The organism is Pseudoalteromonas tunicata, from assembly GCF_002310815.1.
GTDB classification, from domain to species: Bacteria; Pseudomonadota; Gammaproteobacteria; order Enterobacterales; family Alteromonadaceae; genus Pseudoalteromonas; species Pseudoalteromonas tunicata.
Window position 1 is genome coordinate 37,673 of record NZ_CP011033.1, and the last position, 15,368, is coordinate 53,040.

Sequence of the window (15,368 nt, forward strand, 5' to 3'; positions counted from 1 at the left end):
CAGCCATTCCTTTGGCTGCAGACTTTTAATGATTAAAAGTCAATACTTAAACCTAAGTTCACTGTAGTGCCAATACTTTTTGTATTGTATCCCTTGTAAGTAAAGCTTTGCGAACGGGCAGAGTAGTAATCTTGGTTAAATAAGTTTTCGATGCCAACAAAAACCTTGTAGTGTTCAAACAGCATTTGGCCACTGAGGTTAACCACTTGGTAATTATCAATTGGGCCTTGATCGCCGACATATTCCCCTTCGATTTTTTCAAAACGTTTACGATTTCCAACATGTAAATAGTTAATACTTAAGCTCGCGTTTTCAAGCGCTTGCCAACGAAGGTTGACCGTTGCTTTTGGTGCTGAGATTTGTTGCGCACCAAGATACACATCTTGCGCGGTATTTTTACCTTCTATCCAGCTATAAGTGGCGTTGATGGCTAAACTTTGATTGAGTTGGTATTGAACTAATGCTTCATAACCCCAAATTTTTTGCGGTGCACGCACAGGCTCATAGACGCCTGTAGCAGCATTAAATTTATTGGTCGTGCCAAGCTCCGAGGTACTGCGATACGCAGCCACTTCAAATCTTAAGTCATCAAATTCAGAGGTAAAGCCCAGTTCATAATTGTCGATAATTGATGCTTCGGTTTGAATATCGGCAATATCATTAACGGTTGCAGCTCTTAGTAAGCGTCCCGTATCTGAAATATCTGCTCCTTGAGAGAAACTAATAAACGGGCTAAATTGCGGGTACGCATTATACTTTGCTGCGATGTTATAAGTTGTTGCGCTGTAGTGTAAGGTATCGCCTTTCACATCCATTGCAACAGAACACTGATTTATTTCACGACATAGTTTGAGTGTTTGATAATCATCAACGGCCAAATTGATAGATTCTTTGCGAAGGCCTGCCTTGAGTACAACATCATCCGCCACAACCCATTTGGTTTGTAAAAACCCGGCTATGTTTTCCATGTCCATTTCTGGCACCCAAATCCGGCCATCAACTAAAGGTTGTGAGGTCACATCGTTCAGCGTATCGATGCCATAAATCAAAGTACTTTCTACATTCTCAAAATCAAATTGACTATTGGCTGTAAGTCGCAGCCCAGACTTATCGGATTTGATCAATGACTGGCCGCCATCAAATCCTTCACTTTGGTTAGCCAGCGCTGCTGAGAAAAAGAATACATTTTCAATAGTTTGCTTATATAAATCTACCGTTAGCTGAGTATTATCGAGTAGTGCCAAATCGGTATATTTCATCATGAAGTTATGATTACCTCTTGGGCCTTGTGGCACGCCTTTGATATCTGTATTGGCGGGAGCTTTTACTGCGTAAGTTTTTTCGCCAGAATTGACGCTGCCAGTGACATCAATTAGATCGGATTGTTGCTGAGATTTATAAAAATTATAAGTGAATTGAACAGACTTATCGTTATCAATTTGGTAGCCCAATTTAGCAAATATGTTTTCAGTTTCACTGTCTGAAAGGCCATACATTAAACCTGGCACATCACCTTGTGCATCGCGTTGTAAGCCATTTTCTTCGTATGAAGCGCTGAGCACATAACTTAAATTGTTTTGCTGACCATTAACGCTTGCGTTGTAGCGTAGACCTAGAGTGTCTTCAAATTTTACTGCACTGAAACGGCTTGAAATGCTTGCAGAGCCAGTTAATTGCTTATCTGAAGCTGCTTTTTTAGTGATGTAATTAATAATGCCACCTGCGGCGCCATTACCATAGATACTGGTTGCTCCTTTGATCACTTCAATGCGTTCGATAGCACTAGGATCAAGTGATTTTATTCCTAAAGAGCCATTACGAAGCGGGGTTGATTGAGGCACGCCGTCAATCATGATTAATGCTGCCCGACCGCGAAGAGTTTGTGACGCGTTACTTGCTGTGCCTGTTGATGGCGCCATACCTGGTACAAGTTGTGCCAGCATATTTTGTAGTTCAGGAGTGATTTTTAATTGTTCTTGAATATCCGCTTGGCTGATGATGGTAATGGAAGCGGGTACTTCATCAATGTTTTCAATAACTCGGCTGCCTGTAATTATGACTCGCTCGATGTTTTCGCTATTTTCATTTGGTGCCGCGTGGAGTAAGCCGCTTATTGTGACAGCTATTAAAGTTAGAGAAGAACGTAACATATAGAATTCGTTAAATAAAATTTCGCGCATCTTAATGATAATTGTTTTTATTTGCAATGGTTTAATTGTGATATTATTTCCTCTCTTTTAAATACGGTGCACTATTTTAAGTTTTAGGATGGTTTTTAGCGTAAAAATATTGTCAGCGCTGTCATTGCGTTTGATGCAATAAAATGGTTTTTGTATATTATTTTATTGGTGAAATGATCTGTTTAATAATCATTATTTAGGTAATTGTTACCGATAAATTGTATTTTCAAGCTTTATTTTGAAGAAATATTTACCAATTTTTAATGTTTTTTATTTTGAAAGTAAAATAAATATTTTTATTTTCAACTAGTTGGTTTTTAATGGTGGTTTTGTTTACATTCATTAACATTGTAATGGTTAACTTATTGTTAATTTTTTGTGTCTGGTGTTATCTTCTGAACTGTCCTTGGGGACACTAATTAGATTTATCACAGGAATATCTCATGCAAAATAAAACCAATAAAAAAGTAACTCAGTTACTGATCACCGCAAGTACGTTATCAATGGCGGTATCAACAGCGCTTTACGCAGCGCAGCCACAGGGTGTGCAAATTTCTGATGATGTAAATTCCGCGAAGCAAATCTCGCCATTACCAAAACGTTACATCGTAAAATATAAAACAAGCAATAATGCAACGTTTGGCTTAAACAATACTGCATCAATCAGTGATGTGAGTGTTAAAGCAAAATTAGCTAGTTTAGGTGCCAAAGTTAAATCTGAGCATCCTGCACTAAATATGTTAACAGCTGAGTTATCAGCAGCTGATATCGCAGCACTTCGTAAAGACAGCAATGTTGAATATGTTGAAGAAGATTTACCACGTCGTTTAATGGCGCAAACTCAACCTTATGGTATTAGCATGGTTCAAGCTGACCAAGTTGACGACTATGTTGCATCAGCGGCCGCAGGCGGTAAAAAAATCTGTATTATCGATTCTGGTTTAAATCTACCACATGAAGATATGGGCGTTCGTAACGACACTATTGGCGGTACTAACGACAGCGGCACAGGCAATTGGTATGTTCATGGCGGCCCACACGGTACCCACGTTGCAGGTACTATTGCAGCGCTTAACAATGGGTTAGGTGTACGTGGCGTTATTGGCTCAAATCCAAATCTTCATATCGTTAAAGTATTTAATGAAGCGGGTTGGGGTTACTCATCTGAGTTAGTTGATGCAATTAATGTCTGTAAAAATGCAGGCGCAAGCGTTGTAAATATGAGTTTAGGTGGCGCAGGCTCAACCACTACAGAAAAAAATGGTATTAAAGCTGCGTATGACAGCGGCATGTTACTGATTGCTGCTGCGGGTAATGATGGTGTTGCAACAAGTACTACTGATGCTATGAGCTATCCTGCATCGTATGACTCTGTGATGTCAGTTGCGGCAATTGATAGCGCAAAAGTACTTGCTGATTTCTCGCAAAAAAATAGCCAAGTTGAAATTGCAGGCCCAGGTGTTGATGTGTATTCAACTTATCCTACAGGCTTAGGTTCAGTGATTGACTTAAATGTTGCAGGTACTTCATACACAGCCAATGCGATGGAAAATCAAGGTCAAGCATCAGGTTCACTATATGATTTTGCAACAGGCGAGAGCATTGACAATGGTGCTGCGGGCCGCATCTGTTTAATTCAACGTGGTAATATTTCATTCCACGATAAAGTGAAAAACTGTGAAAGCTCAGGTGGTGTTGGCGCAATTATTTATAACAATGCTGCGGGCGCATTTGGTGGTACGTTAGGGGATACAAATACAACTACTATCCCGGGTGTAACGGTATCTGATACAGATGGCGCAACGATGAAAACTCAAGCTGGTTTATCTGCAAGCATTAATATTGGTGCGGGTGATTACGGTAAAATGAGTGGTACATCAATGGCATCACCTCATGTTGCTGGTGTTGCTGCGTTAGTGTGGAGTCACCATCCAAGTTGTACCAACGTAGAAATACGTAATGTATTAAATGCCACTGCCCAAGACTTAGGTGCGGCAGGTCGTGATGTTAAATTTGGTTATGGCCTAGCGCAAACTAAAGACGCAATTGACTATATTACAGCGAATGGTTGTGATGGTAATGGCGGTACTCCACCACCACCGCCACCACCAACAGGTGACACTGTGTTAGTAAATGGCGTGGCAAAAACAAGTTTAACAGCAGCAACTGGTGCTGAATTAATGTTCACTATGGATGTACCTGCAGGTGCATCGGCTATTAATTTTGCAACTGCCGGTGGCAGTGGTGATGTTGATATGTATGTAAGATTTGGTTCAGCGCCAACGGATTCATCATATGATTGTCGTCCATATAAAAATGGCAATGCAGAATCATGTGATGTTACAGATGCAGGTGGTACTTATTATGTTCGCCTTAAAGCATACAGCACGTTCTCAGGCGTTAGCTTAACGGGGACTTATACCGAAGGTGATACAGGTGGCGGTACGGGTGGTGATTTACCAGTTATCGACCAAACAAAAACAAATGTATCAGTTGCTCGCCGTAGCTGGACACGTTACACAGTCGATTTAGCAGCAGGTTATGCGTCATTTGATGTAACACTTTCTGGTGGTTCAGGTGATGCAGATTTATATATTCGTCATGGTGCAGCATCAACAACATCAAGTTTCGATTGTAAATCAGAGAGTTCTTCAAATAATGAGTCTTGTAGCCAAGCTTCACCAGCTGCAGGTACTTGGTATATCGATGTTTATGGTTACAGAGCTTCATCGGGCATGACATTAACGGTTAAAGCAAATCCATAAGAAAAATAAAAAAGCTATGTAAGAAGCTTATTTAGCCAAAGGGTCACAGCAATGTGACCCTTTTTTATTGCATGACAAAAATGTAAAGGGGCTTTACAGCTAAAAACTTCATTAACCTGAGTTGATGGGGAAGACATTTACCATTGCAAAGCATGGTAAGTTAATTGAATGCTGTTAACGTTGAAAATAACTATCCAAGATAGATTGATTATTTAATATTGATGCTAATTAGCAACCTAGCAGAGGTAAATGTTTTAACTTTTTATATTGCAGCGCCAGTAAAAGACAATGGCGAATAGGCTTGATAGGGATCGGTTCATTAATATTGAGCATAATGGCTCTATTGCCTATAAAAGTAAGTTCTTGCTGGTAAAGCACTTTAAATGTACTCACTAACTGAGTTTTGCAGTTAAAAAATAAATAAAAATGGTCAGGGGTTTTAGGCTTAAAATCAAGTCGAATTGAGCTACCGCCACTCACTGAATAGCTAGCTTCTCCCCACTTTAAGCTTTCTGTTATCACCCCAAGGTTATGCTCCCGACACAATTCATGTATCAGCTCATGCAGTAATAATAATTGTGTTTGAGCAGGTGCAGGATAAGATAAAAACTTAATTTTAATTGTGTCATTCATAATCCTTTACCTCCCAACATATAAATTAACTGTTCACTCTGCAAAACATGATTTTAAACGAATAGCAGGTAGTTCGATAAATCTAATTTAGCCTAGTTTAAATATGAGATGGAGTGATAGTAATCAAGTATCAAAAGAAACTATTAATGGCTTGTATTTAATAGATCAGTTGCTGGATTGGAGTAAGCATTGTATCGCTATGCTCAAGGTGTAAGGTTTGCATGTTTTCATGATTTAAAGCTGCGTGCAGCGGTAACGTGGCAATGCCTTTTAAGGCTATATTTTCAACGTCAGGAGTCTTCACTAATCGAACAACTTTGCGCTCACCAAACTGTGCAATAGAGGGAATGAATGGTCTTAGTTGGGTAATGAACTTATCTAAAAAAGCATCGTTAATATCGCCACCTAAAATGATTGTTTGGCTGTTTAATATCGATTCTAAAGTATGCAGGGCAATACGCATCGGTTCTGCTGCTTGTTCAAACCAATTTTCGAATTTTTGAGGATGCGTTTGGTAATAATGCATCAGTTGCTCGTTGCTTAAGTCAGGTTGATTAATCATGGTTTTTAAAGAGGCTAATGAAGCAAAGTCGTTTAGGCGGCCAAGTTCTGCGGTAGTATCATCAGTTTCAGGTGTTACAAACAAATCGCCCATGGCTCCTGTTAAGCCATTTTGACCTAAAATAATTTTTCGATTATAAACAACTGCAGACTCAATCACTTCACTAATATGTACATATACAAAGCTGTGCAGCTCTTTAGCTTCACCAAATAACATTTGATAAGCGGCACAAGCAGAGGCGGTAGTTTCCATTGCTATCGGTAAATCAAGTGCTTCAGCAAGTAGCAATTGCAGTGCTTTACTTTGCTGGTAGCTTTCTACTGTGCGTTGTTTTACATGTGAAAAACTTAACCCCGCACCGAGTATGCTGGTAGTTGCTAGTTGGCTGGCTCTGAGCAACGTTTCAAATAAAAATTGAGCTTGCTTTAATAAATCGTTTGATTGATATGGCATAGTTAAGCGATTGATTTGATCGCCATCTAACGTAAATATACCCGCTTCAATATCATGTTCATTGATCCGAAAACCCAAAGTATAGGCTGCTGTTTTATTTATGCTAAGCATTTGGCTTGGTTTTCCAACGCTGCCTTGCTTTTTAACCCCTAACTCTTGTACTAGGTTTGCAGCGAGTAATTCTTCCACCATATTTGTAATGGTTTGTTTGGTTAAATGTGTGTTACGCGCGATTTCAATACGAGAGATTGGCCCAAGAGTAACAATTTGGGCAAGAACTAAACGTAAATTTAGCGCTTTATTTTGTTTCGAGTTAGAGCCTTTCAACTGTATAAAACCTTTAAAAAGATATCGCATAGCAAGGTGGTTATCTTACAGGGTAATATGAAAAAACCGAACTTAAAATATTAAGTCAAAATGTTTGACATAATATTTTGTTAACTTAATATGGTTAATATTCACACTCATTACATTAAGGATGAACATGTTGTTTTCATCATTTGATAAAATTCAACTTTTAGAGCGAGCACTTGCGAGTGTGTGCTTTATTGCGGTGATGTTTGGATCGAGTAAAGCCCAAGCTGTTGATATTCAAGCTATCTATAATGCCGAAAAATCTCAAAATATTCATTTAACTCAACTGCAGCAAAAAGCCATAACGAATAAAAAGCTTAAAGCGGTATTGGTTTGGCATGGCTCAAGCCCTTGGGTTAGTGCGGTGTCTCGTGGTGCAACAGAGGAGTTTGCAGCTTTGGGGATTGAAGTGGTTGCAACCACAGATGCACAGTTTGATCCGGCAAAACAAGTAGCAGATCTTGAAAACATAGCAGCGTTAAAACCAGACATTATTTTATCCTTGTCGGTTGATGGCGCAAGCACTAAAGCGAGTTATCAAAAAGTTATAGCAGACGGCGCAAAGTTGGTGCTGCTCAGCAACCCAGTTCCCGATTTTGTCTTGCATCAAGATTATGTTGGAATTGTCACTGATGACATGCTTGGAATGGGGCAAGCTGCGGCCGAGTTGATGGCAGCAGCGCTTAACAATAAAGGTAAAGTCGGAATTATTTACCACGATGCGGATTATTTTATTACAAATAACCGAGACAGTGCTTTTAGAAAGGCAATGACAGCGTTACCCAATTTAACAATTGTTGCACAAAAGGGGTTTGTTAAAGAACATGAAACCAGCAATATTGCGGCGGCGATGATATTGCAACACCCTGAGTTAAATGCCATTTATGTTTCATGGGATACAGCTGCGGAAGGAGTGATTGAAGCGCTTCGCTCAGCTGGACGCCAAGACATTAGAGTGATCTCCCACGATTTAGGAATGAATAACCTATTGGATATGGCCATGAGTGGCAACATGTATGGCACTGTATCCGATCGTCCATATGATATTGGCCAGACGATGGCACGTCTGGGTGCTGGTGCGACTATCGGCCTCAAAGCGGCACCTTTTACCTTAGTGCCATTTGATAAAGTAACAAAAAATAATGTGGCTGATATTTGGCAGCAAGCGTTTAAATCAGAAGTGCCGCGCATGCTTAATTTAGCATTAAAACAATAATAGAGGATAAGGATATGAGTGCAGCAATGCCCGCTATGGCACAGCTAAAACAGTTTGCTTTACGCCGAGAAGCATTTATTTATTATATTTTTTTGGTGGTGCTGGTGTTATTTGCCATTTTTCTACACGATACGGCATTTTTAACTGCAACTAATTTTATGAATATTGTACGCCAAACTGCACCTATCACAGTGATGGCGGTTGGACTTACATTTGCTTTGGCGGTAGGCCATATTGATTTATCGATTGGCTCTGTGGTGGCGTTATCTGCCTTGGTCGGCGCATTATTACTGCAATATGTGGGGATTCCATTCGCAATCATAGGAGCGTTATCCATAGGTTTGCTTGTTGGCTTAATTAATGGCTTTTTAATAGAGCGTTTGCAAGTCTCTTCTTTGCTTATCACCCTCGGTACAATGGGAGTTGTCACAGGGATTGCCCGCCAACTAACCAATCTAGAATCGGTGCCAATTATTAACCAGAGTTTTAATTTCGCCTTTGGTGCGGGTGATGTTTTTGGCATTCCTGTGCTGTTAGTATGGACAGTTGCTGTGGCCACTCTTGCTTATATTGTGATGAAAAAACTAGCGTTTGGTCGTCATTTATTAGCTGTTGGGGGCAGCCCAAAAGCGGCTCTTGCGATGGGCATTAAAGTCACGCGCTTGCGCATTTATGCTTTGGTGATTTCATCAATGGCGGCGGCGCTTGCCGGATTGTTATACGCAGGACGGTTACATGGCGCACGTTACACTCTGGGTGAAGCTGATCTGCTCACTGTGATTGCGGCTGTTGCCATTGGTGGTACGAGTTTATTTGGTGGTCGAGCGTGTATTGTGGGGGCGATTTTGGGATCGTGGCTAATGGGTATGATCAATAATGGTTTGATTTTATCTGGGTTTTCGACCAACGAACAAATGATTGCCCGAGGACTTATTTTAATTATAGCTGTCGCGATTGGGGTTAAGGAGCTTAAAAATGGTTAGAACAGCACTGGATCAGGTCGCGATTGAAGTGAAATCGCTGAAAAAAAGTTTTGGCGGTGTCCATGCACTTAAAAATGTCAGCTTCAAAATTAATAAAGGTGAAGTGGTGGGGTTGCTTGGTGATAATGGCGCAGGTAAATCAACCTTAGTACGTTGTATCTCAGGTATTCATGCCCCTGATGACGGCAAGATTTTAGTCAATGATAAACCTGTATTTATTCAATCGCCTTTAGATGCAAGAGCGGTGGGGATTGAAACGGTATTTCAGGATTTAGCCATGGTGCCTGAATTTGATATCACTGAAAACTTATTTTTAAACCGCGAAATTAGGCATAAAAATCCGATTTTGGCGTGGCTAGGTTGGCTAGATAAAAAGGCGATGGAGAAACGCTCGAAAAAGGCTTTAAATCGGCTCAATAGCCGCATTCCCTCGTTTAGTAATCAAATTATCTCTTTATCGGGCGGGCAACGCCAAGCGGTCGCTATTGCTCGCGCCATTAATTGGGGGGCAGATATTGTGATTATGGATGAACCTACAGCTGCCCTCGGTGTTGAGCAAAGTGCTCAAGTGAACGAGTTAATTAATGTGATAAGTTCGCAAGGTGTCGCTGTTTTATTAATTAGCCATAACATGCAGCATGTAGTTGAAACGTGCGACCGTGCAGTGGTGCTGTATCAAGGTGAGTCGGTGGCTGATGTGGCCGTTGCCGATGTGACTAAAGAAGATTTAGTCGCCCTGATCACTGGGGCAAAATCACAGGCGGCATAAGCGCTACTTAAATTTCATTTTTGTTGTTGAACTGTTGGCTCAAATTTATGGGCCTAGTTTTTTGCGGCCAAAATTTAGGATTAATCCATGGATTTAGAGAAAAAAATAGCCCAATTACTGGGGTCATTAACAATAAAAGAAAAAGTGGGGCAATTATTTGTATTAGCCTTTGCTGGCCATGACTATGAGTATGCTCAGCATTTAATTCAAACACATCATATTGGTGGTTTTTACATTACTGATGATAACGCGGCTGATTTAGCAAGTGCTGCCAAGCTTGCAAATACCTTACAGCAACTAGCTGCGCTGAGGGCGTGTGATGCTCCTTTAATTCTTGGCGTAGACCAAGAAGGTGCATGGGGGATCCTTACCCAGCAAACTGACCTTGGGCCTGGTAATTTAGCCCTAGGTAAAGCCAATGATTTAGCGCTAACTTATGATATGTACCGAGTATTTGCGCAGCAAATGCAATCAATTGGATATAACACTTTATTGTCGCCATGTGCTGATGTGAATGCAGATCCGAAAAACCCTATTATTGGCCAACGTGCCTTTGGTGAAACCGCAGAACATGTCGCAAGCCATGTTGCAGCGGCAGTCAAAGGTATTTTAAGTACCGACAACTTTGCCTGTGCCAAGCATTTTCCTGGCCATGGTGATACCCACACCGATAGCCATCAAGCTTTACCCGTAGTTAATAAATCACTTAATGAAATGATGCAACAAGATTTGTTGCCTTTTAAGCGTGCAATTGAAGCGGGTGTATCAATGATCATGACCAGCCATATTAATTACCCAAAAATTGACGCGCATTACCCTGCAACATTATCGGCAACTATTTTAACGACTTTATTAAAAGAGCAACTGGGTTTTAAAGGGCTAATTATTACCGATAGCATGAACATGTGGGCTATGCGCAAAAATTTTTCGCCAGTAGATGCTGCAGTGCAAGCCTTAAAAGCGGGGGCGCATTTAATTATGCTCAGTGAAGAACATTATGAAAATAGTACTACGGCGTATAAAGAAATACAGGCTCAAACTATTGCTGGTGTCATTGATGCGGTGCAGCAAGGTGAGCTCGGCGAGACTTTAATTGATGATATTTTGAAGCATGTTTTAGCCTATAAATATAGTTATTTAAAAGCTGATGCTAAAGCAATGACTATGAGCCGCGACCATTGTCAAAAGGTGGCCAAGCACTGCGCGCAAAAGGCGGTTAAGGTGCTACGAAACACCTCAGGAGTATGGCCGTTAACATCCCAATCATTTGTTGTGGCATTCGTTGCAGACCCTAAAGGTTACGACAGTTTAGTCAATGCCCGCGGTATTGGGCCTAATGATCCTCGTTCAGCACGAGATGTTATTTGCCAAAGTTTAAATTACGGCCCTGCTGCTTGCTCAATCTTGTCGTTTGAGAAGTTAAAAAAATGCTTAATAGGTGAAAAACAAATCGATGAAAATCAAACGATTGTATTGATAACGGAAGATTACCCATTGCCGGGTGAGCAGTTTGACTTAGCGCAACAACAACAGCGCGTGCAACAAGCCATTTTGCGATGGGGCGAGCGTGTTGTGGTCATTGCTATGCGCTCTGATTATGAACTTGAGCAGTATCCTCAACTTGCGACTTACCTCTGTGCCTATTCAAGCCGTGCATGCAGTGCTGAGTATATCGCAGCACTTATCAAAGGCGAAAAAGCATAAATCTATAAAAACTTACATTCGAATATTAAAAATAAACAATCACTTGAAAATTAGTCCAAATGATTTATTAAAAGTTAGTAAAACAAGTTTACTAATTATTTGCTGCGAGTAGTCAAGGGGCGGCATTAACAACAAGGAAAACAAAAATGAGTATAAAAACCAATTGTTACCTCGCGTTTTGTATCACAGCAGCGCTACAAGGCATTAGCACTTCTGCGCTTGCAAATGATGATGTATTAGCGAATCAAAATATTGAAACCATTGAAGTACGCGGGATTCGCCGTAGCCTTGAAGAGGCTCTTAATACCAAACGCTTTGCCGATTCAGTAATAGACTCGATTTCGGCAGAAGATATTGGTAAATTTCCCGATAAAAATATTGGTGATGCGATGCAGCGTATTCCTGGTGTTACCGTTGTTCGTACTTATGGTGAAGTTAATGGTGTAACAGTGCGAGGAACTGCTCCTGAACACAGTATGGTGCTTTTAAATGGGCAAAATGTCGCCAGTGTAGGTTGGTTTGATTTAGGTGGAATTAATCGTAGTTTTAACTTTGAGATGCTTGCTGCTGAGCAAATATCCGGTATGGATCTGTTTAAATCAGTTGAAGCCAACGTTAATGAGGGGGCAATTGGTGGGACGGTGAATTTAAAAACCCGCAAACCACTTGATTTAGATTCCGGAACTTTTTTTGCATCTATAGAGGGGGCATATCACACCAGTGTGAAAGAATGGGATCCAGCCTATTCGGCTTTAGGCAGTTGGAAAACCGATGATGATACTTTTGGTATTTTAGTTGCGTATTCAAAAGAAGAATCAAAAGTTTATCGCGAAACTTTATCTAATTTTGGAAGCCCCGCTGGAGCTAATTTCACTGATACCAATGATATTGCTCATGCTACCTATGGTGCTATGTCATCAATTTTGTTTGATGAGGACAGAGAACGTTCAAGTACTCAAGTTACCTTACAATACGCGCCATCAACGGCATTAACACTTAGCTTAAATTACAACTTGTTTGAGCTAAATAATGATCATAATAATTCAGCATTATTCGGTATTGTTGGTTTTGGTACGCTAGATGGCAACTCAGTGACAGAAAATAGTGCTGGGGTGGTGATACGAGCAACAACCAATGGTGTAAATGGACCAGGGCTTGCGCCACTTTTTAATAATACAGTACTACGTACACCTGAAATGCAAACGGATGCACTTAATTTTACGGTAGAATATGCCGCAGAAGATTGGTCGGTAAATTTTGTCGCGGGTAGCTCATCAGCACAAGGACGTACAAAACAAAGTAGTACTTGGTGGGGTGATACTGCCAATGCAGCTAATGCTAGTTTTACTTATGATGTTGATGGCGCTTTAGAGATTATTCCCACAAACTCAAACTACATGAAAGATCATAATAACTTTATGATTTTCACAGAGTTCACTTACATTAACTATGTGCGAGATAATGATATAGATTATTATCAAGCCGATTTTACTTATCAGCTAGACAGAGGTATTTTTTCGACCATTGAAGCAGGCTTTAAATATCAAGATCAAATATTTGCTTCTCAAGGAGATTATAGGGATGTTGATGTCAATAAAGCCATTGCTGATGGCCTTACTTTAGCTGATTTTAACGGTGGTTTTGTGAGTGGTTTGCATAGTAAAGCTGGCCGTTCGGGTAGTCTGTCGGTATTTCCTATCGGTAGTCGCAGGATTTGGAGTTATGCAGAGGCTAATCAAGCGAGTAGTACAACAACATTGAGTAAATTTTCAATTGATGAAGCAATTACTGCTTCTTATGTCAAAGCCAATTTTAGTGGTGAAGGGTTTCGTGGTAACGTAGGTCTTCGCTTCGTTGACACCGAAGTGGTGTCAAAAGGTCTAATCGATAACATACCTTCTAAAGGTAAAAAAGACTATTCCAACTTTTTACCAAGCGTGAATATTGCAGCCGATATTGCACAAGACTTAATTTTTCGTTTTGCTGCGGGATCAACAGTGTCTCGCCCTGACTATGATGACATGCAGATGGCTGAAACCATATCCGTCAGCTTTGCAACCGCAACTGTTGGCAGCCCAGATCTTAAACCTTATAAAGCCGACCAATATGATATTGGTTTAGAGTGGTATTTTGATAGTGCTTCTGTGTTAGGCGCGACGTTATTTGTTAAAAATATTAGTGATTATATAGAAACTACGAGTGCTATTGAGTTGTATAATGGTTGTTCACAAACATGTTTAGTTACACGCTCTCGTAACGTAGGCACCGCAAATGTATCAGGACTTGAATTGCAGCTGCAGCATAATTTTGGCAATGGTTTTGGACTACTGGGTAACTATACCTATACCGACAGTGAAGTAACAAATTCTGTGGGTAAAACCGTTCCTATCAACGAAGTATCTAAAAACTCCTATAACGCTTCTGTATATTATGAAAATGAAATGTTTAGTGTACGTTTAGCGTATAACTACCGTGACAATTGGATGCGTCAGTACAACAATAGCGGCAGCGACAGTGTGAATGACGCATATGATCAACTCGATGCCTCATTTGTTTGGCATGCACTGGATAATGTTGATATCTCGATTGAAGCGGTCAATTTAACGAATGAAGTTATGGTGTTACGCCAGCCTGATTTTGGCAGTGTGGTACATAGTGTTGACGAATTTGGCACTCGTTACTTTGTTGGTGCCAGTGTGCGCTTCTAAGTTTATGAGCCACCCCGATAATATAGAAGACTAAGAGCACTAGGTTTCTTATTTATAAAACATTGCGGGCATACGACATGCTTGCTCGCCGTGTTTCATCCCTGCCCTAAGTTCTGCCCGGCTTGCCTTATTTTTCTGTGTAAAGCCCCTTTACAATTTTATTAATCTGTATCAAACGCATATTTTTTTTGTTTGCCTATACTTGTTGTTACTCTAGTTTTTAAACGATTTTGCATGATTAAACTGCTGTTTATACCAACACTCTTTTTTGTGGTGTCTATCACCTTTAAAGTGTTTGCCGATCCCGTAACGTTGCAAGTGGTGACAGAAGAGTGGCCACCGTTTAACTATACCAACGATCAAGGTCAAATTGTTGGTCGCTCTACCGATGTAATAAAAGCAGTGTTAGCCGAGGCAAAAATTGATTACACCCTTAACAGTTACCCTTGGGGCAGGGCGCTGCATATTGCTCAAACTCAGCCCAATGTGATTATTTATTCTATTTATCGAACTGAAGAGCGTAAAAATCAATATCAATGGGTGTGCCCGCTTATTCCTGCGGTGAAGATTTTTGTTTATCGATTACGCAGTCGCCCTGATATTAAGATTAAAAATATAAGTGAAGCTGTAAAATACCGCACCGGTAGCAATAAAAATGACAGTAGCCATAAATATTTACTCGATCATGGGTTTGAAGTGGGGGTTAATTTAGACCTGACGAATGATTCAGCCGCAACAATCCGTAAATTTGTGGCTGGTCGGCTCGATTTTTTAATGCAAACAGAATATTCAATGATCACTCAGCTTGAGTCATTAGGGCTTAATTACGATCATGTCGAAAAGCTTTTCCCGATAAAAGAATATGACTTTGGCGCTCCTTGTTTAGCGTTTAGTTTAGGCACTGCTAAAGAGTTGGTTGAGCGAGTTAAAACAATTGTATTGGCTTATCCACACAACGAGACTAAAACACAAAATTAGTGTGAATACGTATGCAAGCCGTCTGCTTTTTTGTCATCTCAAGGTAATCTGAAACCCCATCCC

At 40.4% G+C, this 15,368-nt stretch carries 10 protein-coding genes; 7 read left to right on the forward strand and 3 right to left on the reverse strand.

Annotation, left to right across the window (positions count from 1 at the left end; translation table 11 throughout):
* Positions 1-32 precede the first annotated feature (32 nt).
* The gene (locus PTUN_RS18155; RefSeq protein ID WP_040643519.1) at positions 33-2,150 is read right to left on the reverse strand and encodes a TonB-dependent receptor; all 2,118 of its coding nucleotides are present in this window, start codon (positions 2,148-2,150) and stop codon (positions 33-35) included.
* A gap of 473 nt (positions 2,151-2,623) precedes the next feature.
* On the opposite strand from PTUN_RS18155, the gene PTUN_RS18160 reads away from it, so the two are divergent.
* A complete protein-coding gene (locus PTUN_RS18160) occupies positions 2,624-4,945 on the forward strand; it encodes a S8 family serine peptidase (RefSeq protein WP_009836505.1) in 2,322 nt (773 codons plus the stop codon).
* A 228-nt stretch (positions 4,946-5,173) separates the two neighbouring features.
* Here the strand turns inward: PTUN_RS18160 and PTUN_RS18165 are convergent, their stop codons facing one another.
* Positions 5,174-5,578 carry a hypothetical protein gene (locus PTUN_RS18165; protein ID WP_009836504.1) on the reverse strand — a complete coding sequence of 135 codons (405 nt, stop codon included), beginning with the start codon at positions 5,576-5,578 and terminating at the stop codon, positions 5,174-5,176.
* A 157-nt stretch (positions 5,579-5,735) separates the two neighbouring features.
* Positions 5,736-6,920: an ROK family transcriptional regulator gene (locus PTUN_RS18170; protein WP_119081748.1), complete on the reverse strand. Its 1,185-nt coding sequence runs from the start codon at positions 6,918-6,920 to the stop codon at positions 5,736-5,738.
* A 157-nt stretch (positions 6,921-7,077) separates the two neighbouring features.
* Between PTUN_RS18170 and PTUN_RS18175 the strand changes: the two genes are divergently transcribed.
* From PTUN_RS18175 to PTUN_RS18200, 6 genes are all read left to right on the forward strand, one after another.
* Positions 7,078-8,163: a substrate-binding domain-containing protein gene (locus tag PTUN_RS18175; protein ID WP_009836502.1), complete on the forward strand. Its 1,086-nt coding sequence runs from the start codon at positions 7,078-7,080 to the stop codon at positions 8,161-8,163.
* A gap of 14 nt (positions 8,164-8,177) precedes the next feature.
* Positions 8,178-9,146 (forward strand): ABC transporter permease, encoded by a 969-nt coding sequence (locus PTUN_RS18180; RefSeq protein WP_009836501.1) that lies wholly within the window; start codon positions 8,178-8,180, stop codon positions 9,144-9,146.
* Entirely contained in the window at positions 9,139-9,915 is a 777-nt protein-coding gene (locus PTUN_RS18185; protein WP_009836500.1) for an ATP-binding cassette domain-containing protein, read from the forward strand. Before PTUN_RS18180 ends, PTUN_RS18185 begins: the two co-directional genes overlap by 8 nt.
* A gap of 87 nt (positions 9,916-10,002) precedes the next feature.
* A complete protein-coding gene (locus tag PTUN_RS18190) occupies positions 10,003-11,619 on the forward strand; it encodes a glycoside hydrolase family 3 protein (protein ID WP_009836499.1) in 1,617 nt (538 codons plus the stop codon).
* A 146-nt stretch (positions 11,620-11,765) separates the two neighbouring features.
* The gene (locus PTUN_RS18195; RefSeq protein ID WP_009836498.1) at positions 11,766-14,327 is read left to right on the forward strand and encodes a TonB-dependent receptor; all 2,562 of its coding nucleotides are present in this window, start codon (positions 11,766-11,768) and stop codon (positions 14,325-14,327) included.
* 234 nt (positions 14,328-14,561) lie between these two features.
* A complete protein-coding gene (locus tag PTUN_RS18200) occupies positions 14,562-15,305 on the forward strand; it encodes a substrate-binding periplasmic protein (protein WP_009836496.1) in 744 nt (247 codons plus the stop codon).
* Positions 15,306-15,368: the final 63 nt, after the last annotated feature.

Coding starts and splice junctions, on each gene's coding strand:
- PTUN_RS18175 (WP_009836502.1), top strand. CDS start 7,078: ATGTTGTTTTCATCATTTGATAAAATTCAACTTTTAGAGCGAGCACTT.
- PTUN_RS18160 (WP_009836505.1), top strand. CDS start 2,624: ATGCAAAATAAAACCAATAAAAAAGTAACTCAGTTACTGATCACCGCA.
- PTUN_RS18185 (WP_009836500.1), top strand. CDS start 9,139: ATGGTTAGAACAGCACTGGATCAGGTCGCGATTGAAGTGAAATCGCTG.
- PTUN_RS18190 (WP_009836499.1), top strand. CDS start 10,003: ATGGATTTAGAGAAAAAAATAGCCCAATTACTGGGGTCATTAACAATA.
- PTUN_RS18180 (WP_009836501.1), top strand. CDS start 8,178: ATGAGTGCAGCAATGCCCGCTATGGCACAGCTAAAACAGTTTGCTTTA.
- PTUN_RS18165 (WP_009836504.1), bottom strand. CDS start 5,578: ATGAATGACACAATTAAAATTAAGTTTTTATCTTATCCTGCACCTGCT.
- PTUN_RS18200 (WP_009836496.1), top strand. CDS start 14,562: ATGATTAAACTGCTGTTTATACCAACACTCTTTTTTGTGGTGTCTATC.
- PTUN_RS18195 (WP_009836498.1), top strand. CDS start 11,766: ATGAGTATAAAAACCAATTGTTACCTCGCGTTTTGTATCACAGCAGCG.
- PTUN_RS18155 (WP_040643519.1), bottom strand. CDS start 2,150: ATGTTACGTTCTTCTCTAACTTTAATAGCTGTCACAATAAGCGGCTTA.